The sequence below is a fragment of the Streptomyces sp. NPDC051051 genome (genome assembly GCF_040682975.1).
Lineage (GTDB): Bacteria > Actinomycetota > Actinomycetes > Streptomycetales > Streptomycetaceae > Streptomyces.
This window is the reverse complement of record NZ_JBFBCB010000081.1, coordinates 1-19,395: the sequence shown is the minus strand read 5'-3', so window position 1 is coordinate 19,395 and position 19,395 is coordinate 1. Positions and strand designations below refer to the sequence as shown.

General features: G+C 71.3%; 17 protein-coding genes and 1 pseudogene. 10 read left to right on the top strand and 8 right to left on the bottom strand.

Annotated elements, in window-relative coordinates; genetic code table 11:
• Nucleotides 1-105: 105 nt before the first annotated feature.
• Entirely contained in the window at nt 106-489 is a 384-nt protein-coding gene (locus tag AB0N31_RS34425; RefSeq protein ID WP_366062449.1) for a DUF192 domain-containing protein, read from the bottom strand.
• A 196-nt stretch (nt 490-685) separates the two neighbouring features.
• Here AB0N31_RS34425 and AB0N31_RS34420 point away from each other — a divergent pair, with 196 nt between their 5' ends.
• From AB0N31_RS34420 to AB0N31_RS34385, 8 genes and pseudogenes are all read left to right on the top strand, one after another.
• The gene (locus tag AB0N31_RS34420; RefSeq protein ID WP_366062448.1) at nt 686-1,282 is read left to right on the top strand and encodes a dihydrofolate reductase family protein; all 597 of its coding nucleotides are present in this window, start codon (nt 686-688) and stop codon (nt 1,280-1,282) included.
• Between the two features lie 40 nt (nt 1,283-1,322).
• Complete coding sequence (locus AB0N31_RS34415) at nt 1,323-2,198, top strand: LLM class flavin-dependent oxidoreductase (RefSeq protein WP_366062447.1); 876 nt, start codon at nt 1,323-1,325, stop codon at nt 2,196-2,198.
• A 65-nt stretch (nt 2,199-2,263) separates the two neighbouring features.
• A pseudogene (locus AB0N31_RS34410) lies at nt 2,264-2,452 on the top strand (SAM-dependent methyltransferase); the annotation flags it as partial.
• Between the two features lie 870 nt (nt 2,453-3,322).
• Nucleotides 3,323-4,096, top strand: coding sequence for an isoprenyl transferase (locus tag AB0N31_RS34405; protein ID WP_366062446.1), 774 nt, complete (start codon nt 3,323-3,325; stop codon nt 4,094-4,096).
• 478 nt (nt 4,097-4,574) lie between these two features.
• The gene (locus AB0N31_RS34400; protein ID WP_366062445.1) at nt 4,575-5,900 is read left to right on the top strand and encodes a PhoH family protein; all 1,326 of its coding nucleotides are present in this window, start codon (nt 4,575-4,577) and stop codon (nt 5,898-5,900) included.
• Between the two features lie 408 nt (nt 5,901-6,308).
• The gene (locus AB0N31_RS34395) at nt 6,309-6,995 is read left to right on the top strand and encodes a transglycosylase SLT domain-containing protein (RefSeq protein ID WP_366062444.1); all 687 of its coding nucleotides are present in this window, start codon (nt 6,309-6,311) and stop codon (nt 6,993-6,995) included.
• 59 nt (nt 6,996-7,054) lie between these two features.
• Nucleotides 7,055-7,780: a transglycosylase SLT domain-containing protein gene (locus AB0N31_RS34390; protein WP_366062443.1), complete on the top strand. Its 726-nt coding sequence runs from the start codon at nt 7,055-7,057 to the stop codon at nt 7,778-7,780.
• A gap of 137 nt (nt 7,781-7,917) precedes the next feature.
• On the top strand, nt 7,918-9,336 hold the full coding sequence (locus AB0N31_RS34385) for an AI-2E family transporter (RefSeq protein WP_366062442.1): 1,419 nt from the start codon (nt 7,918-7,920) through the stop codon (nt 9,334-9,336).
• A 31-nt stretch (nt 9,337-9,367) separates the two neighbouring features.
• On the opposite strand, the gene AB0N31_RS34380 is transcribed toward AB0N31_RS34385, so the two are convergent.
• Both AB0N31_RS34380 and AB0N31_RS34375 read right to left on the bottom strand, forming a co-directional pair.
• Complete coding sequence (locus AB0N31_RS34380; RefSeq protein WP_363092586.1) at nt 9,368-9,901, bottom strand: alkyl hydroperoxide reductase; 534 nt, start codon at nt 9,899-9,901, stop codon at nt 9,368-9,370.
• Nucleotides 9,902-9,907: 6 nt separating this feature from the next.
• Nucleotides 9,908-10,462: a peroxiredoxin gene (locus AB0N31_RS34375; RefSeq protein ID WP_363092585.1), complete on the bottom strand. Its 555-nt coding sequence runs from the start codon at nt 10,460-10,462 to the stop codon at nt 9,908-9,910.
• Between the two features lie 139 nt (nt 10,463-10,601).
• Between AB0N31_RS34375 and AB0N31_RS34370 the strand changes: the two genes are divergently transcribed.
• Nucleotides 10,602-11,555 (top strand): hydrogen peroxide-inducible genes activator, encoded by a 954-nt coding sequence (locus AB0N31_RS34370; RefSeq protein WP_366062450.1) that lies wholly within the window; start codon nt 10,602-10,604, stop codon nt 11,553-11,555.
• Nucleotides 11,556-11,619: 64 nt separating this feature from the next.
• Here the strand turns inward: AB0N31_RS34370 and AB0N31_RS34365 are convergent, their stop codons facing one another.
• The 5 genes from AB0N31_RS34365 to AB0N31_RS34345 all read right to left on the bottom strand — a co-directional run bounded on the left by AB0N31_RS34365 (nt 11,620) and on the right by AB0N31_RS34345 (nt 16,630).
• A complete protein-coding gene (locus AB0N31_RS34365) occupies nt 11,620-13,962 on the bottom strand; it encodes an FtsX-like permease family protein (RefSeq protein ID WP_366062441.1) in 2,343 nt (780 codons plus the stop codon).
• Nucleotides 13,959-14,648: an ABC transporter ATP-binding protein gene (locus AB0N31_RS34360; protein WP_366062439.1), complete on the bottom strand. Its 690-nt coding sequence runs from the start codon at nt 14,646-14,648 to the stop codon at nt 13,959-13,961. The genes AB0N31_RS34365 and AB0N31_RS34360 overlap by 4 nt, the downstream gene beginning before the upstream one ends.
• Nucleotides 14,645-15,169, bottom strand: a complete 525-nt coding sequence (locus AB0N31_RS34355) for a PadR family transcriptional regulator (RefSeq protein ID WP_366062438.1) — start codon at nt 15,167-15,169, stop codon at nt 14,645-14,647. Before AB0N31_RS34355 ends, AB0N31_RS34360 begins: the two co-directional genes overlap by 4 nt.
• A gap of 241 nt (nt 15,170-15,410) precedes the next feature.
• On the bottom strand, nt 15,411-15,686 hold the full coding sequence (locus AB0N31_RS34350; RefSeq protein WP_366062437.1) for a hypothetical protein: 276 nt from the start codon (nt 15,684-15,686) through the stop codon (nt 15,411-15,413).
• Nucleotides 15,683-16,630: an SPFH domain-containing protein gene (locus AB0N31_RS34345; protein WP_366062436.1), complete on the bottom strand. Its 948-nt coding sequence runs from the start codon at nt 16,628-16,630 to the stop codon at nt 15,683-15,685. Before AB0N31_RS34345 ends, AB0N31_RS34350 begins: the two co-directional genes overlap by 4 nt.
• A 294-nt stretch (nt 16,631-16,924) precedes the next feature.
• Between AB0N31_RS34345 and AB0N31_RS34340 the strand changes: the two genes are divergently transcribed.
• Nucleotides 16,925-19,348: a transglycosylase domain-containing protein gene (locus AB0N31_RS34340; RefSeq protein ID WP_366062435.1), complete on the top strand. Its 2,424-nt coding sequence runs from the start codon at nt 16,925-16,927 to the stop codon at nt 19,346-19,348.
• Nucleotides 19,349-19,395 lie beyond the last annotated feature (47 nt).

Here is a 19,395-nt window from a genome sequence, read left to right as displayed (position 1 = left end):
CCCCGATACTGGTTGTATCGGGGCGACCCCGACAACGCGGCGAGCGTGCGTGCCAGACGTCGCCGGGCAGACGGGACTTTCGAAACACGCCCTAGCAGCGGTCCCTCACGCAGAGGGCCCGGAATCGGCCTCCACCTCGATACGGGCTCCCACCCGCACCCCCCACCCCGCCATGACCCCCGCCTCCGCCTCCAGCACATGACGTGACCTCGGCCGGGGCAGGCCCAGCCGTCCCGGGCGCATGGTGCGGACGGACAGGACGGTCAGGTGGCGGTCCAGGTAGGCGACGTCGATGGGCATCCGCATGCCGAAGGTGTGCACGCTGCCGGCGGGGGACAGCAGCAGCGCGCCCTCGACCGCGTCCCGCCCCAGCAGCCCCCTCGTCCGGGCGCGGTACGAGGCCGCGATCTCCAACGGGACCGTCACCGCCGCCCCGCCCGCACCCCGCACGACCAGCCGCCCCCGCCCGTCCCGGAACCGCCGTCCCATACCCCTCCCCGTCCCCAGTTCCGATCCACCGCCGACCCCGCGAGCCCAGCACCCCCGGTACCGACTCCCACGACCCGACCCGACCCGACCCGACCCGATACGACACGGCCCGACCGTATCCCCGACCCACCCCCACCACACCCCCTCCCGTGACACCGTGAGAAGAGGGGGCCGAGGACCGGCGAGGAGCACCGCCATGCGTGACATCGTCCTGACCGCCTCCGTCTCCGTCGGGTACATGGAGGGTCCCGGCCGGGACATCTCATGGCACCGCGTCGACGAGGAACTGCATCAGCATTTCAACGACACCCTCCGCGAGGCGGGCGCCTTCCTGAGCGGCCGGGTCACCCACGAGCTGATGGCCGGCTTCTGGCCCACGGCCGACCAGGACCCCGAAGCCCCCGCCCCCGTGGCCGAGTTCGCCGGGATCTGGCGGGAGAAGCCGAAGATCGTGTACTCGCGGACGATGGAGCACGCCGACTGGAACACGACCGTCGTGCGGGACGTCGTACCGGAGGAGGTGCGCGCCCTCAAGGAGCGGCCCGGCGGGGACCTGGTCCTCGGCGGCGCGCACGTGGCGGCCGCCTTCCTGCGGCAGGGGCTCGTCGACGCGTTGCGGATCTACGTCCATCCGGTGCTCGTCGGCGGCGGCACCCCGCTGTTCGCGGAGGGCTCCGCCCCGGCGGGTCTCCGGCTGGCCGGGACCCGTACCTTCGGCAACGGCGTCGTCCTGCTGCACCACGAACGCGGCGGCGGTGAGCCCCACGGACCCGCCGACCCGGCTGCGCGGTAAAGGAGTTGTCCGGACGGGGACGCCCGGATAGGAAGGGATCATGACCGAACTCGGCGCCATCTTCCGCCCGCAGTTGCCCCCGGAGCGGCTCCGCACGATCGCCCGTCTCGCGGACGCCACCGGACTCGACGAGCTGTGGGTCTTCGAGGACTGTTTCCGGGAAGCCGGGATCTCGGCCGCCGCGGCCGCGCTCGCCTGGACCGAGCGGGTCCGGATCGGGGTGGGTCTGCTGCCGGTGCCGCTGCGCAACGTCGCCGTCACCGCCATGGAGGCCGCCACCCTGCACCGGATGTTCCCCGGCCGTGTCAGCCTCGGCATCGGCCACGGCGTCCAGGACTGGATGGGCCAGGTCGGCGTCCGCCCCGCCTCCCCGCTGACCCTGCTGCGCGAGTACACCCTCGCCCTGCGCGGCCTGTTGGACGGAGAGCGGATCACGACCCGGGGACGGTACGTCACGCTGGACGACGTCGCCCTCGACTGGCCGCCGCCGGGCGGGGCCGAGGTGCTGGTCGGCGGGATCGGCCCGCGCACCCTGCGGCTGTCCGGCGAGGTCGCGGACGGCACGGTCCTCAACGAGGTCTTCACCCCGGAGGGCGTGCGCGAGGCCCGTCGGCTGGTGGCGGAGGGCAGGGCGGCGGCCGGCCGGGACGCCGCCCCGCACAAGATCGTCGTCTATCTCTTCACCGCCACCGGCGAGGACGCCGCCGCCCGCCTCCGGCGCGAGCTGGTCGCGACCGGTCTCTCCGACGTGCCCGGCCTGGGCGTCGCCGGGGACGCGGCCGAGGTCGCCGAGCGGGTCCGGCGGTACGCCGAGGCGGGCGCCGACACGGTCGTCCTCCTGCCGACCGCCGACGAACCCGACCCCGAGGGCTTCATCCGGTTCGTGGGCGACGACGTACGACCCCTGGTGAAGTGACGGTGCCGGCCAAGGGGAACGACCCCCGGCAGTCGTCGTCGCGCAACGGCGAGGACCGGCCCCGCCGCGTCGAGTTCCACGACATCGCCGCCGTCGTCCACTTCCTGCGCAAGGTGGTGTGGATGGTGCCCGACTTCACCGTGGACCGGTACGAGGAGCAACTCCGTTCCCTGCACGAGCGGATCGAGTCCGAGGGACCCTTCGTGGCGCACAGCACCCGCCACCTCGTCGACGCCCGCAGACCGGCCCCGTAGGGGGTCCGGATACCGCCCCGTAGCACGTGCCGGCGCTCCGGCCGCGAGCCCGGCCCTCGGGCGCGCGGCCCGGCCGTCACCTCCCTGGCCGTCAACCCCGGCCGCGCTCACCGAACTTCGCCCACCTACTGGACCTGCTCGCCCAACTCCCCTTCTCCTCCCGCTCGCTCCGGGAGCCGCGACGTGTTTGCGCCCGTCGGCCCCGTCGGACCTCACGAGGTAGGTCGTCCTCCGGACCCGCACCGGGACAACGACCCCGTGCGAAAAGGGCATTCGACCCACACCTTCACACATCACCTCACCATCTCCACAGGGTTTCCACATCGTTATCGGAGTTGGTCCGGACCGCCGCCCCGCCTCCGGTAGATTCGACGCCAGGCAATTCGCGCCAGCAAAGCTGCGCGGGCGTCACCGCGCAGCGGAGGGGGCTGCGCGGTGACGTGCCGCGTCAAGCGGACGTGCGGCCGGGGTTAGCCCGTCGGGGGGAAATCGGCCGCGCGGCCCGGTCGGGGCTCAATCGGCGCAAAAACCTCCGCTTTCATCGGCGTCCGGGGCGGTCGGCCTGGATTCCGCCGCCTTCGGCCATGAACCACCTGCGAATCCCACCCCGACCCGTCAGCGCCCCGTCGCCGGACGGCTCCGGAGAGTAATTGTGGCGCGCCGATGCACACGGCATCCCTCACGAAGGGTTATGGTGGAAACCCCCCCTCGGGCCGGTCCGTATCCCCCCCACGGACCGGCCCGTTTTTTGTGCTCGCGCGGGTCGGGGTCCCGCAAGGACCTCCCGCACCCCGCCCGCCCGCCCAGGCTCCCTTGGGGGTAGGCTGCCGCCCGCGGGGACCGCCACCGCACGGAGGGGCTGACATTCACGTGAACCTGCGCGACAAGCTGCGCGGCCTGCTGGTGAGGCTGTACGCGCGCCGGGTGGAAGGCCACCTGGACCACGCTCAGGTGCCCAAGCACATCGGCGTGATCATGGACGGCAACCGGCGCTGGGCGAAGGCCGCGGGTTCCACCACCGTGCACGGCCACCGGGCGGGCGCCGACAAGATCGAGGAGTTCCTCGGCTGGTGCTCCGAGACGGACGTCGGCGTCGTCACCCTCTGGCTGCTGTCCACGGACAACTTCGACCGCGCCGAGGAGGAGCTGGTCCCCCTCCTCGGCATCATCGAGGACGTCGTCCGCACCCTCGCCGCCGACGGCCGCTGGCGCGTGCACCACGTCGGTACGCCCGACCTCCTGCCGGCCGGCATGCAGCGCACGCTGAAGGAGGCCGAGGAGGCCACCGCCGACGTCGACGGGATACTCGTCAACGTCGCCATCGGCTACGGCGGCCGCCAGGAGATCGCCGACGCGGTCCGCTCGATGATCCTCGATGCCCGGGACAAGGGCGTCTCGATGGAGGACCTCGCCGAGTCCGTCGACATCGACATGATCGGCCGCCACCTCTACACCGGAGCCCAGCCCGACCCCGACCTGGTGATCCGCACCAGCGGCGAGCAGCGGCTGTCCGGATTCATGCTGTGGCAGACCGCTCACTCGGAGTACTACTTCTGCGACGTGTTCTGGCCGGCCTTCCGCAAGGTCGACTTCCTGCGTGCCCTGCGCGACTACGAGGCCCGGCACCGGCGTTTCGGCGGCTGAGCCGACCGCACCACCGGCACGACGGCCGTTTCCGGCCGTACGCGCCGACGACGGCACGCACCGACGACAGCGCGGCCGTCCCCGCCGACGACAGCACCGTCGTACGCACCGAAGACACCACGGCCGGCCGGTCGTACCCACGGACCCGGCCGCACCTTCCCGCCCCCCCCGGTGAAAGCCCCCGGGTACCCCGTCCGGAGCAGAAGTAACAAGGAGTTCATCGACGCGCCGTCATGTGCCGTGGCATGGCGGCGCGTTTTCGAGGGCATAGACCAAGCAGGTCGACGCCCGAACCACGGGTGTCGGATCTCAGCGGACGGCACGGGGCCGTCCGCCCGGGAGGCCCTTTGCACCAGCCCGATCGTGCGGTCCGCACGGACGCAGCGGAGGGCCGGTTTTCGGCCCGTGCAGGCGGTCGAATTCCGGTCCAGCTCCACTCCGTCGCTCCCCGACCTCATCCGAGGGGGTACGTCCTTCCGTGGTGACCAGCGCAAAGCGCCACAAGCCAGACCGGCGCACCTACGTTCTCGACACCAGCGTCCTGCTGGCCGACCCGCACGCCATGAACCGCTTCGACGAGCATGAGGTCGTGCTCCCCGTCGTCGTGGTCACCGAGCTGGAGGCCAAGCGGCACCATCCCGAACTCGGCTACTTCGCCCGGCAGGCCCTGCGCCTGCTCGACGACTACCGGGTGAAGTTCGGCCGTCTCGACGCCCCCATTCCGATCGGGGAGCTGGGCGGCACCCTCCGTGTCGAGCTGAACCACTCGGACCCCAGCGTGCTGCCCACCGGCTACCGCCTGGGGGACAACGACTCACGCATCCTCGCGGTCGCCCGCAACCTCCAGGCCGAGGGGTTCGACGTCACCGTCGTGTCGAAGGACCTCCCGCTGAGGATCAAGGCGTCCTCCGTGGGACTGCTCGCCGAGGAGTACCGGGCCGAACTGGCCATCACGGACTCCTCCGGCTGGACCGGAATGTCGGAACTGACGCTGCCCGGCGAACAGGTGGACATCCTCTTCGAGGAAGGACGCGTGCACGTCCCGGAAGCCTCCGAGCTGCCCGTGCACACCGGCCTGACCATCCAGTCCGAGCGCGGCAAGGCGCTCGGCCGGGTCACGGCCGACGGCGGCGTGCGGCTGGTGCGCGGCGACCGGGAGGCGTTCGGCATCAAGGGCCGCAGCGCCGAGCAGCGCATCGCGCTCGATCTGCTGCTCGACCCGGACGTCGGCATCGTGTCGATGGGCGGCCGGGCCGGCACCGGCAAGTCGGCGCTCGCGCTGTGCGCCGGCCTGGAGGCGGTCCTGGAGCGCCGCCAGCACCAGAAGGTGATGGTCTTCCGCCCGCTGTACGCGGTCGGCGGGCAGGAACTGGGCTACCTGCCCGGCTCCGAGGCCGAGAAGATGAGCCCCTGGGCGCAGGCGGTCTTCGACACGCTGTCCGCGGTCACCAGCCGCGAGGTCATCGAGGAGGTCACCGCCCGCGGCATGCTCGAGGTCCTGCCGCTCACCCACATCCGCGGCCGCTCGCTGCACGACGCGTTCGTGATCGTGGACGAGGCCCAGTCGCTGGAGCGGAACGTCCTGCTGACCGTTCTGTCCCGGATCGGCGCCAATTCGCGGGTCGTTCTGACCCACGACGTGGCGCAGCGGGACAATCTCCGGGTCGGCCGCTACGACGGGGTCGTCGCCGTCGTGGAGAAACTGAAGGGGCATCCGCTCTTCGCGCACGTCACCCTGAACCGGTCCGAGAGGTCCCAGATCGCGGCTCTTGTGACCGAAATGCTGGAGGACGGTCACATCTGACCGGACCGCCCGGTTTCGTGGGCGTCGTCGGACAGTTGGCGCCGCTCGGCAAAGGCTGTGAGCCTAGCCGGGCGGCGCCTTCGTGTGTGGGCGAACGAGGAAACACCCAGGGCGAAACGGGATGTGAGCTTTCACACGCAACTCGGAATTGCCACCCGGCGTCGGGTTACGGCAGAGTCTCCATCCTGTCAGGCCCCGCATACGACACACAGGTATCGCCAGCGATACGGCACCACACCAACTCCATAGCTTCGTCGTATGCCGCCCGAGCACCACGCGGCGCTCCCGAACAGGGAGTTGCCCACCGGGCCCGCGCCTCCCGTGACCCCGCAGTTCGGAGGCCAGTGTTCAGGGGCACGATTGCGTCCGCCAGGGTCACCGAAGCGGGCGATGCTGGAAGGAAACCGTGTGAGCCGGATCTCGGTCCGGGGATTCGCAGTGGCCTCGGCCACCGCGGTCACCGCCGTCGGAAGCGTGGTCGGTGTTGCCTCGGGCAGCATCGCGCAGCCCAACGACGCGGAAGCGACGGCAAGCGACGCGACGACGCTCCTCGCTGACATCCCCGCGGGCCAGCAGGCCCAGGTGCAGACCGCTTCCCTGACGCAGCAGGCCAGTGTCCAGGCCATCGCCGCGGACGAAAGCGCCAAGAAGGACGCTGAGGAAGCGGCCCGCAAGGCCGCCGCCAAGACCGCGATCGCGAAGAAGGAGGCCGCCGAGAAGGCGGCCGCGGACGCCAAGGAACGCGCCGAGGCCAAGGCCGCCGCGAGCCGCAGCTCCGCCGACTTCCCCATCCAGAGCTCCTACTCGATCGCCCAGATCCAGGCGATGGCGCAGCAGATGGTGCCCGGCGGTCAGTACCAGTGCTTCAGCAACATCGTGGACCACGAGTCCAGCTGGAACTACCGCGCCGTCAACGCCTCCTCCGGCGCCTACGGTCTCTTCCAGGCGCTGCCCGCCGGCAAGTACGCCTCTGCGGGCGCCGACTGGCAGACCAACCCGGCCACCCAGATCAAGTGGGGGCTGAACTACATGAACGACCGCTACGGCAGCCCGTGCGACGCCTGGTCGTTCTGGCAGGCCAACCACTGGTACTGAGCGCGGGCGGCTCCCGCCGCCGTTCCCCTTCACCTGACGGCACAGCAGAAGGAATCCGTGTGAGTCCGATATCGGCCAGGGGATTCGCCGTGGCCTCGGCGACCGCGGTCACCACCGTCGGCGCCGTCATGGGCGTGGCCCAGGGCGACGCCGTGCAGACCGCCGACGACGCCCAGGCGACCGGCGGTTCGGTACTGCTCGCCGACTTACCCGCAGGCCGACAGGCCCAGGTGCAGACTGCCTCGCTGGCCCGGCAGGCCGACGCCCAGGCCGTCGCCGCCGACGCCACCGCCAAGAAGACGGCGGAGGAGACGGCCCGCAAACAGGCCGCCGAGGACGCGGTCGCCAAGCAGAAGGCCGCCGCGGCCGAGGCGAAGGCCGAGGAAGAGGCCGAGAAGGCCGAGAAAGAGGCCGAGGAGCGCGCGCGGACGAAGGCCGACACCGCGACGCAGTCGGCCGCGGGCAGCGCCACCTTCACCCAGCAGGGGTCGTACTCGGTCGCCGAGGTGCAGGCCATCGCCCGCCAGATCATTCCCGGTGGGCAGTTCCAGTGCTTCAGCAACATCGTGGACCACGAGTCCGGCTGGAACTACAAGGCCGTCAATCCCTCCTCCGGCGCCTACGGCCTCGTCCAGGCCTACCCCGGATCGAAGATGTCGTCGGCCGGCGCCGACTGGCGCACCAACCCGGCCACCCAGATCAAGTGGGGCCTGAACTACATGAACGACCGCTACGGCAGCCCGTGCGACGCCTGGGCCTACTGGCAGGCCAACGGCTCGTACTGACGGCCCGTACCGAGCCGGTCCTTCGCAACCCCGCGCAGCCCCTCCCCGTCCTAGGGGGAGGGGCTTTCGCCCTGTACGGTCGATGCCGACGACTCCAGGGGTGAGTGGTGGGGAGAGACGGGGGAAGAAGGCGGATCATGTCGAGAGTGCCAGGGTGGCTCGGCCGGCTCGGTGCCGGTCTGACCGAGATGGGTGAGCGGCTCGACGAACGTCGGGCCGAGGCCGACCGGGAGAGCGGTGCCGGACCCGAACCGGCGGTGCCCGAGACGCCGGTGGCGCCCACCGGGGAACTGCCGCCGCCCGCGCCGCGCCCCGACCCGGCACAGGTCGTCCCGTGGGGCGTCCGGGTCGCCGCCGAGGCGGGCTGGCGGCTGCTGGTGCTCGCCGGGACCGTCTGGGTCCTGATGAAGGTCATCACCGCCGTCCAACTGGTCGTGCTGGCCTTCGTGGTGTCCCTGCTGCTGACCGCGCTCCTCGAACCCACCGTGGCCCGGCTGAAGCGGCTGGGTGTCCCCGGCGGGCCCGCGACCGCGCTGACGGCGATCCTCGGGTTCGTCGTCATCGGCCTGATGGGCTGGTTCGTGACCTGGCAGGTCATGGAGAACATCGACAACCTCTCCGACCAGGTCCAGGACGGCATCGACGACCTCCGCCGCTGGCTCCTCAACAGCCCCTTCCACGTCACCGACAAGCAGATCAACGGGATCGCCAAGAACCTGCGCGAGGCGGTCGGCGCCAACACCGACGAGATAACCTCCGCCGGCCTGGAGGGCGTCACCGTCGTCGTGGAGGCCCTCACCGGCATCCTGCTGTCGTTCTTCTCGACGCTGTTCCTGCTCTACGACGGCAGGCGCATCTGGCAGTGGACCCTCAAGCTGGTCCCCGCCGCCGCCCGGCCGGGTGTCGCGGGCGCCGGCCCGCGGGCCTGGGCGACCCTCACGGCGTACGTGCGCGGCACGGTGGTGGTGGCGTTGATCGACGCCATCTTCATCGGCCTCGGCATCTACTTCCTCGACGTGCCCATGGCGGTGCCGCTGGCCGTCTTCATCTTCCTGTTCTCCTTCATCCCGCTGGTCGGCGCGGTCGCCTCCGGGGCGCTCGCCGTCGTCGTCGCCCTGGTCACGCAGGGTGTGTTCACCGCGGTGATGACGCTGGCGGTCGTACTGGCCGTGCAGCAGATCGAGGGCCACATCCTCCAGCCGTTCATCCTGGGCCGCGCCGTGCGCGTCCACCCGCTCGCGGTGGTCCTCGCGGTCGCCTCCGGCGGCATGGTCGCCAGCATCGGCGGCGCGGTGGTCGCCGTACCGCTGGTGGCGGTGACGAACACGGTGGTGGGCTACCTGCACGCCTACTCACGCGAACCGGCCCCGCGGACGGCCCCGCAGCCCAGGGGCGCCACCGCGGTCGACGTGGCGCCGGTCCCGCCGGCCGCCCCTCCGGCCCTCGTGGACGGGTCCGTTCAGCCCGACGGCGGGGGTCCGGCGGTGGCAGCCTCCGGCGACGGGGCCCGGCAGGGCACCGCGGACGGGGAACGACAGGGCCCCGCCCACCCCTAGGGGTGAACGGGGCCCGAGGCCGAAGCCGCCGTCACTCGGCGAGGACGGCCTCCGTGTCGAGGGTGACGCCGACCGCCTGGATCACCGAGGCGATCTTGAACGCCTCCTGGATCACCTCGCGCTCGACGCCCGCCTTGCGCAGCACCTGCTCGTGCGAGTCCAGGCACATCCCGCAACCGTTGATCGCGGAGACCGCGAACGACCACAGCTCGAAGTCGACCTTGTCGACCCCGGGGTTGCCGATCACGTTCATCCGCAGCCCGGCCCGCAGGTTGCCGTACTCGTGGTCCGACAGCAGGTGGCGGGTGCGGTAGAAGACGTTGTTCATCGCCATGATCGCGGCGGCCGACTTCGCCGCGGCGTACGCCTCGGGCGAGAGGTTCGCCTTCGCCTCCGGCGCCAGCTCGCGCAGCACGATCGGGGAGCGCGAGGCGATCGCGGTCGCCAGCACGGTGCCCCACAACTGCTGGGCGGGCAGGTCGGAGTTGCCGATGACCGAGCCGAGGTTGAGCTTCAGGTCCTTGGCGTAGTCCGGTATCGCGGACTTCAGGGTGTCGAGGGACATCTCAGGTCACTCCCCGGCCAGCAGCTTGACCGGGTCGAGGGTGTCCTCGCCCTTGGTCCAGTTGCACGGGCACAGCTCGTCGGTCTGGAGGGCGTCCAGGACCCGCAGGACCTCCTTGGGGTTCCGGCCGACGGAGCCCGCGGTGACCATCGTGAACTGGATCTCACGGTTCGGGTCGACGATGAAGACGGCGCGCTGGGCGAAGCCGTCCTCGCCCTCGATGCCGAGGTCCCGCATCAGCTCGTGCTTGGAGTCCGCCAGCATCGGGAACGGCAGGTCGGTCAGGTCCGGGTGGTCCTTGCGCCAGGCGTGGTGCACGAACTCGGAGTCGCCGGAGAAGCCCAGGATCTGCGCGTCGCGGTCGGCGAACTCGTCGTTCAGCTTGCCGAACGCGGCGATCTCGGTGGGGCACACGAAGGTGAAGTCCTTGGGCCACGCGAACACGACCAGCCACTTGCCCTCGTAGGACTTGTGGTGGATCTGCTCGAACTCCGCACCCTTCTCCAGCGAGACGCAGGCGGTCAGTTCGAACTCGGGGAACTTGTCACCGACAGTGAGCACACGCTCTCCTTGCAGCGAAGAAGCGTCCGGATCGCGGACGCTCCCCATGGGTTGGACGAACCTGATGCTGGCACAGGGTGCATTGATTACAGAAATCGCTACACTCGGTCAGGTTGATCGGAGGTGGTTATCAGTGACCATGGGTAATGGCGGAGCCAAGAGGCGGCTGCCCAGTCTGGCGCAACTGCGGGCCTTCGCGGCCGTCGCCGAGCACCTGCACTTCCGGGACGCGGCCGCCGCCATCGGCATGAGCCAGCCCGCCCTGTCCGGCGCCGTCTCCGCGCTGGAGGAGGCCCTCGGCGTGACCCTCCTGGAGCGTACGACGCGCAAGGTGCTGCTCTCCCCGGCCGGTGAGCGTCTCGCCGTACGGGCCAGGGCGGTGCTGGCCGAGGTCGGGGCGCTGATGGAGGAGGCGGACGCGGTGCGGGCGCCGTTCACCGGGGTGCTGCGGCTCGGGGTCATCCCCACCGTCGCGCCCTACCTCCTGCCCACCGTCCTGCGCCTGGTCCACGACCGCTACCCGGCGCTCGACCTCCAGGTCCACGAGGAGCAGACCGCCAGCCTGGTCGACGGACTGCACACCGGCCGCCTCGACCTGCTGCTGCTCGCCGTCCCCCTCGGCATGCCCGGCGTCACCGAACTCCCCCTCTTCGACGAGGACTTCGTGCTCGTCACCCCGCTCGGCCACCGGCTGGGCGGACGCGAGGGCATCCCGCGCGAGGCCCTCAAGGAGCTGAACCTGCTGCTCCTGGACGAGGGGCACTGCCTGCGCGACCAGGCCCTGGACATCTGCCGGGAGGCCGGCCGCGAGGACGCCCCGGTGACCACCACGGCCGCCGGGCTCTCCACCCTCGTCCAGCTCGTCGCCGGCGGCCTGGGCTGCACCCTGCTGCCGCGCACCGCCGTCACCGTCGAGACCAGTCGCAGCACGCAGCTCCTCACCGGCCGCTTCGCCGACCCCGCCCCCACCCGCCGGATCGCCCTCGCCATGCGCTCCGGCGCGGCCCGCGGCGCCGAGTACGCCGAACTGGCGGGCTCCCTGCGGGAGGCGCTGGTGCCGCTGCCGGTGCGCGTTCTCGCAGCGAACGCGTGACGCCCTCCCGTACGGCCGGACGAGCGCGGAGCACGGCGGACGGAGGAGCGCGACTTCGCGCGCCTCACTCCGTGCGCAGGCCGTCCGGCCGCATCAGCCGCAGCAGCGGCGGCAGGCTCAGCAGCGTCACCCCGAGGACGACCGCGGCACCGGTGGCGGTCATCGCCAGCACGCTCGACCAGTCGACGACCACCGGCGTGTCCGTCATCCGCAGCAGCACCCCGCCCAGCGTGATGCCCACCACCGAGGCCAGCAGCAGACCGAGCCCCACCGGGATCGCCGTCTGCCACAGCACCGACATGCTCAGCGTGCGGCGGCGGGTGCCGAAGGCGACCAGCGCGGACAGCAGCTTGCGGCGTTCGCGCAACTGCTCCAGCTGCGACACCAGCAGGCTCGCGCCGATCAGCACCAGCACACAGGCGGAGCCGACGAGCAGACCGGTGCGGATGGAGGTGAACTTCTCGTCCTGCTCCGTGGAGTACCAGTTCATCGGGCGGGCCATGGGATCCACGTGGAACGCCGTGTTGCGGGCGTGGTCGTACGCGTCGGGCACGGACTCGTCGAACGAGAGGTACAGCTGGCCGCTGACCAGCTTCCCGGCCGCCTCGGGCAGTGCGCTCGGCGTCAGCAGGAAGCCTCCCCGCTCCCACTCGGTGAGGCCCTCGATCGACCGGGCCGTGGTGACGCCCGCGGGGACGGTCCAGACGGTCTCCCGGCTGCCTTCCGAGGTGGACTGCTCGAGGTACAGCTTCTTGCCGGGCCTGTTCAGCTGCGGACCCTCCGTGGCGTACTCGGCGCCTTCGATCACGAAGACGTCCCCGTCCTCGCACGAGGGAAGCTTCGCCAGCTCGCGCAGGGCCGTGCAGTCGCCCACGGTCAGCGCCGCGCTCAGGCTCGGGCCGTTCTCGCCGTTCCAGGAGGAGTCGCCCAGGTAGCCCTCCCACAGGGCCGTGACCTTGCGGACGCCCTCGGTGTCGGCGAACTTCCGCGCGGTCTCGGTCATCGGGGCGCCGTCCGGCACCTGGACCTGCATCTGCGCCCGGGTGACGTCCTGGCCGGTGGACTTGGTGTAGTCGCCGTCCACGCCCGCGAACAGCATCTGCAGTGCGATCGCCCCGGCGACCGCCACCGCGATGCCGTTGACCATCCGGGCCGCCGTACCGCTGCTCAACTGCAGCCTTCGCACGGCCAGTTGCCAGGCGACTCCGCCCGGGCCGAGCCTGGCCACGACCGCCTCCACGAGCCAGGGCAGCAGGGCGGTGATCCCGACGAGGAGGAGCAGGACGCCGCCGGTCACCAGGTACTTGTTGAAGTCCCCGTTCTCGCGGCCCTGTCCGATCATCGGGTAGAGCATCGCGAGGCCGGCCACCGGCATCAGCAGCCGCCACCACAGCCGTCGCCGTGCGGGCCGGGCCGTGCGCACCACGCCGAGGGGTTCGATCACCACACCCCGCAGCGCGAAGAGGGTGACCAGGACCGCGGCCGCCGGCACCGCCAGCACGATCAGGGCGGCCAGCGCGGGGGAGGGGTCGAGGTAGCTGGGCCACACGCTGATGCCCATCACCTCGGCCGAACCGGCCGCCTGGCGGCCGATCAGGAAGAAGACCGCGCCGAGGACCAGACCCAGCAGCGAGCCGGCCATCGCCTCGCCCGCCGCGATGCGCCGCGTCATCCGCCCGTCGCTGCCGATCAGCCTGAGGGCCGCGAGCCTGCGGTCGCGCCGCTCGCCGCCGAACCGCACGGCCGCGGCGATGAACACGGCCACCGGCATGAGCAGCACCACGATGACGACGAGGATGAGCAGGACCAGCACCGGGTCGGTCTCCTCCTTCGTCGGCTCGGGGTTCCCGAACTCCTTCAGCCGAATCGCCCCCACGCCGTCGTCGAGGTGCGCGGCGAGCCCGGAGGCGCCCGTGTAGTAGGCGAGTTCCCGGGAGCCGATCAGTCCGGCCTCCCCGATCGTCCCGACGACGCGGTACGGCAGCCGCTCCCGCAGCAACGCCGAACCGTCGGAGGCGAGCAGCTCCCTCAACGCGGGCGAGACCACCATGTCGCCCTTCGCCGGGAACCGGCTCACACCGGGCGGCAGGGGGGCCTGCGCCCCTTCCGGTTCCACCGTCCGGCCGCGTATGTCCTTGTCGCGGAACGTCGTGTCGGAGTCGGCGATCAGCAGGGTGTCGTCGGCCCTGGCCGGCTGGCTCGCCCCGAACGGCCAGTCGAGCCGGGCGTCCTCACGCGCGTGGCGCGCCGCGAGGGCGTTCGGTACCGCCGTCGTCAGCAGCAGGACGGCGACGCCGAGCCCGACGCCCACCGCCGTCAGCACGGCCCGGACCCAGCCCTCCCGTCCGCCGGCGAAGGCGAACCGGACCCCCAGGCCCAGGTCCCTGGACCACTGGCGGACGTTCATACGACGCGCTCCATGTCCCGTGACTTCCCGTCCCGTACGACGATCTCGCGGTCGGAGTAGGCGGCCACCCTGGCCTCGTGCGTGACGAGGACGACGGCCGCGTTGGCCGACCGGGCGGCCTCGGTCAGCAGCTCCATCACGCGTTCGCCGTTGAGGGAGTCCAGCGCGCCGGTCGGCTCGTCGGCGAACAGCACCCGGGGGTCGGTGACGAGCGACCGCGCCACGGCCACCCGCTGCCCCTGCCCGCCGGACACCTCGCCGGGCCGCTTGCCCTTCAGGTCGTCGACCTCCAGCCGCTCCATCCACGCCAGGGCGGCCCGCTCGGCCTGCTTGCGCGGGGCGCCGTTCAGCCTGAGCGGCAGCGCCACGTTCTCCACGCAGGTCAGCTCCGGCACGAGCTGCCCGAACTGGAACACGAACCCGAACTCCGAGCGCCGCAGCGCACTGCGCCGGGCGTCGTTCATCGTCGCCAGTTCCTGCCCGTCGTACGTGATCGAGCCGGAGTCGGGCGTCACGATCCCGGCGAGGCAGTGCAGCAGCGTGGACTTGCCGGACCCGGAGGGGCCCATGACGGCGACGACCTCGCCGGGGTGGATGGAGAACTCGGCGCCGTCCAGCGCGAGCGTCGGACCGTAGGCCTTGCGGAGGTTCTCCGCGGCGAGCAGCGAACCGGCGGGGGCGCTCATGCGGTCACCGCCTCTCGCAGCCGGTCCAGACGGGCGGCGGTCAGTTCCAGCCAGCGCAGGTCGGCCTCCAGGTGGAACAGGGCGTGGTCGCAGATCAGCTGGTCGGCGAGGTCGCCCCGGCGCTTGCGGTCGGTGAGGATGCGCATGCTGCGCAGGTGCTCGGAGCGCTGCGTGTCCAGGACGTCGGCCGCGTCGCGGTGGGTGAGCAGCGCGAGGACGACCTTGGTGTAGAGCGTCGACTGGAGGTACGGCTCGGGCTTCTCGGGCGTGGCGAGCCAGCGGGCGACGTCGGTGATCCCGGCGTCGGTGATGGCGTACCGCTTGCGCTCCGGGCCGCCGCCGGCCTCGATGCCGTCGACCTCGACCAGGCCGTTCTTCAGCAGCCGGGACATCGTCGAATAGACCTGGCCGTAGTGCAGCGGCCGGTCGTGACCGAACTTCTCGTCGAAGGCCCGCTTGAGGTCGTAACCGTGGCGGGGCCCGGACTCCAGGAGTCCGAGGAGTGTGTGACCGATGGACATGAGGACGACTGTACACACGGTGTATACGCGGTGTGTATACACGGAGTGCGGAGGTGGTGGCGCGCCGTACGGCGGTGCAGGTGGGGGCTGATTGTCACAGGTTCGTCACAGCGACCGCCCGGTGCGCGGAGGTTGGGCGTGGTGGCCGGGCGTGGCGGCTGAACGCTGAACGCCGGGGCCGGACGTGGTGGCCGGACGTCGCGGGCCGCCCCGGCGGGCCTCCGCTTCGAGGGCCGGGCGGTCAGGCCGGCGGGGGTCCCGGGGTGGAGCCGCCGGGAGGGCCGGGAGGGCCGGGGGGCCGCCCCCGGCGGGGCAGGGGGCCGGCCTCCCCGGGCAGTCTGCCCGCCTCCTTCAGCGCCCTCCGCAGCAGGAACTCGATCTGCGCGTTCGCCGACCGCAGCTCGTCGGAGGCCCACCGGGCCAGCGCGTCGTGCACCAGCGGATCGAGCCGCAGCAGCACCTGCTTGCGCTGCTGCGGCCGACGCCGAGGGGCGGCCCCCTCTTCGGGCGGGGTCACTGGTAGAGCGTCCCCGTGTTCAGCACCGGCTGCGGCGCCCGGTCCCCGCACAGCACCACCATCAGGTTGGACACCATCGCCGCCTTCCGTTCCTCGTCCAGTTCCACGATGCCCTGTTCGGCGATCCGGCCGAGCGCCGCCTCCACCATGCCGACCGCGCCGTCCACGATCTCGCGCCGCGCCGCGACCACCGCGCCGGCCTGCTGCCGCTGGAGCATCGCGGAGGCGATCTCCGGAGCGTAGGCGAGGTGCGTGAAGCGGGACTCGATGATCCGCACGCCGGCGGCCGCCACGCGCGCGTGCAGCTCGACGGCGAGCTTCTCGGTGATCTCCTCGGCGTTACCGCGCAGCGAGAGCCCGTCCTCGTCGTGCGCGTCGTAGGGGTACTCGATGGCTATGTGCCGCACCGCGGCCTCGGTCTGGGTGGAGACGAACTCCACGAAGTCGTCCACCTCGAAGGAGGCCTGCGCGGTGTCCTGCACCTTCCACACGACGACCGCGGCCAGCTCGATGGGGTTGCCGTAGGCGTCGTTGACCTTGAGGACGGCGGTCTCGTGGTTGCGGACGCGGGTCGAGATCTTCTCGCGGGAGGTGAAGGGGTTCACCCAGCGCAGTCCGTCCTCGCGGATGGTCCCCCGGTAGCGCCCGAACAGCTGCACCACGCGGGCCTCGCCCGGCGCCACCGTGTTCAGCCCGCACATCGCGAGGAACGCGGCGAGCGCGACGAGGATGCCGCCGGTGATGAGCGCGGCCTTGCCGCCGGTCGCGGTCACGGTGGTGGCGGCGGCGAGCAGGGCGGCGCCGGCCAGCAGTCCGACCAGTCCGGACAGCAGGGCGAGGCCGCCGCCCACGCTGCGGGCCGGGAACTCGCGCACCCGCGGGGCGGGCATCTCGGGCACGTCGGCGGTGGCCGACGGGTCGTGCGTGGACTCGTTCGCGGACATGGGTCCCCCCGTTCCTCGCGGGCGGACGGGCCGGTGGTCCGGTGGTCGCCCGCGGATGAGCTGCGGTCTATCTAAGTGATATCACTTTATCGTGCGGTGGCAACCCTCGACGGCTCTCGGACGTCGGTTCCGGTGGAACGGTGCGCCGGTTCCCCCGTCAGGGGTGCTGATTCTCACGCCCCCGTGGGGCCGGATCGAGACCCGTTTGTCACAGAGAGCGGTGTTAGCTTTCTGAGCTGACCTGCCTCCGGGCACTGGTGCGACTGCCGAGTAGGAAGCGGAGCGAGCGGACTCATGGGACGAGCGGAAGAGAGACGAGCGCGACAGCGTGGTGGTCGTCGCGCGGCGCCCGGGAACCGCTCGCCGCAGACGGCGGTCCCCGCGTCGCGCGCCGGGTCGGTGTCGTCGGCGCAGGGTGCGACGCGCACCGCGGCGGGCGGCCGCGCGGCGGCCCGCCGCGGCGCGGCGAAGGGCGGCAGGGGGGCTGAGGGCGGCAAGGGCCGCATACGCCGCCTGTTCACCTGGAAGAAGATGCTCGGCGGTTTCCTGGGCTTCTGCGTGCTCGTCATCGGCGCCTTCATCGTCCTGTACATGACGACGCCGATTCCCGCAGGCAACGCCGCCGCCAAGCTCCAGAGCAACGTCTACAAGTACAGCGACGGCGCGCTGCTCACCCGCGACGGCGACGTCAACCGGGAGAACGTCGACCTCGCGGAGGTCCCCAAGGAGGTCCAGCACGCCTTCGTCGCCGCCGAGAACAAGAGCTTCTACGACGACGTCGGCGTCGACCTGAAGGGCACCGCACGCGGTCTCCTCAACACGGTCATGGGCAAGGGCGCCCAGGGCGGTTCGACGATCACGCAGCAGTACGTCAAGAACTACTACCTGACCCAGGAACAGACGGTCACCCGCAAGCTGAAGGAACTGGTCATCTCCCTCAAGCTGGACCGGGAGGAGTCCAAGGACTACATCCTGGCCGGCTACATCAACACCAGCTACTACGGCCGCGGCGCCTACGGCATCCAGGCGGCCGCCCAGGCCTACTACCGCGTCGACGCCGACAAGCTCACCGTCCCCCAGGGCGCCTACCTCGCAGCCCTGCTCCAGGCCCCCAGCCAGTACGACTGGGCCTCCGCCAGCGACACCGGCAAGAAGCTGGTCCAGCAGCGCTGGAACTACGTCCTCGACAACATGGTCGAGGAGGACTGGCTCGGCAAGGCCGAGCGCGACGACATGAAGTTCCCGTTCCCCGAGGAGCCCAAGGCCGTCCCCGGCCAGGAGGGCCAGGTCGGCTACCTGGTGAAGGCGGCCAACAGCGAGCTGGAGAGGCAGCTCGTCGCCCAGGGCGTCGCCGACAGCAGCCAGGAGGCCGAGGCGATGGTCGGCGCCGGCGGCTGGAACATCACCCTCAACATCGAGAAGAAGAAGCAGAAGGCGCTGGAGAAGTCCGTCAAGGAACAGCTGACCAGCAAGCTGGACGCGAAGAAGCGCCCGGTCGACGGCGACATCCAGGCGGGCGCCGTCTCCGTGAACCCGAAGACGGGCGCGGTCGTGGCGATGTACGGCGGTGTGGACTACGTCAAGCACTACACGAACAACGCCACCCGCACCGACTACCAGCCCGCCTCCACCTTCAAGCCGGTGATCCTGGCCGCCGCCCTGGACCAGGGCGCGGTGACCCAGGACGACCAGAAGATCAGCGTGAACACGGTCTACGACGGCACCAGCAAGCGCCCCGTCGTGGGCAGCGACATCGGATTCGCCCCGGAGAACGAGGACGACGTCGACTACGGGGACGTCACCGTCCAGACGGCGATGAACAAGTCCATCAACTCCGTCTTCGCCCAGCTGGGCGTCGACGTCGGCATGGACAAGGTCCTCAAGACCGCCTCCGACCTCGGCATGGACACCGCGGACCTGAAGGCCGTGCCCGCGCAGACCCTCGGCACCATGGGCGCGAGCCCGCTGCAGATGGCCGGCGTGTACGCGACCCTCGACAACCACGGCAAGAAGGTCACCCCGACGCTCATCAAGTCGGCGGAGAGCAGCGCCCACGCGGTGAAGCCGGCCGACCCGATCGGCGACCAGGTCGTCAGCCGCGAGGCCGCCGACACGGTCACCTCGGTGCTCACCGGCGTGGTCGACGACGGCACGGCCCAGAAGTCCGTGCGGGACAACCCCCTGCGCAACGGCCAGAAGGTCGCGGGCAAGACGGGCACCTCCGACGACAACAAGTCGGCCTGGTTCACCGCCTACACGCCCGACCTGGTCACCTCGGTCGGCCTGTTCGGCGAGTCCGCCGAGCCGCCGCACCCCCAGGTCACCATGACCGGCGCGACCGGCCTGCTCCCCGGCAAGGGCCGCATCAACGGCGGTGGCTACCCGGCGCAGATCTGGGCGGCGTACACCTTCGGCGTCTCGAGCAAGGTCAGCAGGTTCGACCTGGAGACCGACCAGGGCGCGGCGGTCCAGCCGAGCATCACGACGAGCCCCTCGCAGTCGCCCTCGCAGGAGCCGTCGGAGGAACCGACCACGGAGTCCCCGTCGAGCGAGCCGTCGAAGACGCAGGAACCGTCGGAGACGCCGACCACCCAGGAACCGTCGGAGACGCCGACCACCCAGGAACCGTCGGAGACGCCGACCACGGGAGCGCCGACGACCGGCGAACCCCAGAACCCGCTGGATCCGCAGTTCGGCAGCGGCACCGGCAGCCAGTAGCGGGGCGGAGACCGACGCGGAGGGGCGCCCGGCATCACGCCGGGCGC

Excerpts from the sequence above, each read along its gene's own strand:
- AB0N31_RS34415 (WP_366062447.1), top strand. The coding sequence starts at position 1,323 with ATGACCGAACTCGGCGCCATCTTCCGCCCGCAGTTGCCCCCGGAGCGG.
- AB0N31_RS34380 (WP_363092586.1), bottom strand. The coding sequence starts at position 9,901 with ATGTCCCTCGACACCCTGAAGTCCGCGATACCGGACTACGCCAAGGAC.
- AB0N31_RS34365 (WP_366062441.1), bottom strand. The coding sequence starts at position 13,962 with ATGAACGTCCGCCAGTGGTCCAGGGACCTGGGCCTGGGGGTCCGGTTC.
- AB0N31_RS34385 (WP_366062442.1), top strand. The coding sequence starts at position 7,918 with ATGTCGAGAGTGCCAGGGTGGCTCGGCCGGCTCGGTGCCGGTCTGACC.
- AB0N31_RS34360 (WP_366062439.1), bottom strand. The coding sequence starts at position 14,648 with ATGAGCGCCCCCGCCGGTTCGCTGCTCGCCGCGGAGAACCTCCGCAAG.
- AB0N31_RS34340 (WP_366062435.1), top strand. The coding sequence starts at position 16,925 with ATGGGACGAGCGGAAGAGAGACGAGCGCGACAGCGTGGTGGTCGTCGC.
- AB0N31_RS34355 (WP_366062438.1), bottom strand. The coding sequence starts at position 15,169 with ATGTCCATCGGTCACACACTCCTCGGACTCCTGGAGTCCGGGCCCCGC.
- AB0N31_RS34370 (WP_366062450.1), top strand. The coding sequence starts at position 10,602 with ATGGGTAATGGCGGAGCCAAGAGGCGGCTGCCCAGTCTGGCGCAACTG.
- AB0N31_RS34425 (WP_366062449.1), bottom strand. The coding sequence starts at position 489 with ATGGGACGGCGGTTCCGGGACGGGCGGGGGCGGCTGGTCGTGCGGGGT.
- AB0N31_RS34420 (WP_366062448.1), top strand. The coding sequence starts at position 686 with ATGCGTGACATCGTCCTGACCGCCTCCGTCTCCGTCGGGTACATGGAG.
- AB0N31_RS34345 (WP_366062436.1), bottom strand. The coding sequence starts at position 16,630 with ATGTCCGCGAACGAGTCCACGCACGACCCGTCGGCCACCGCCGACGTG.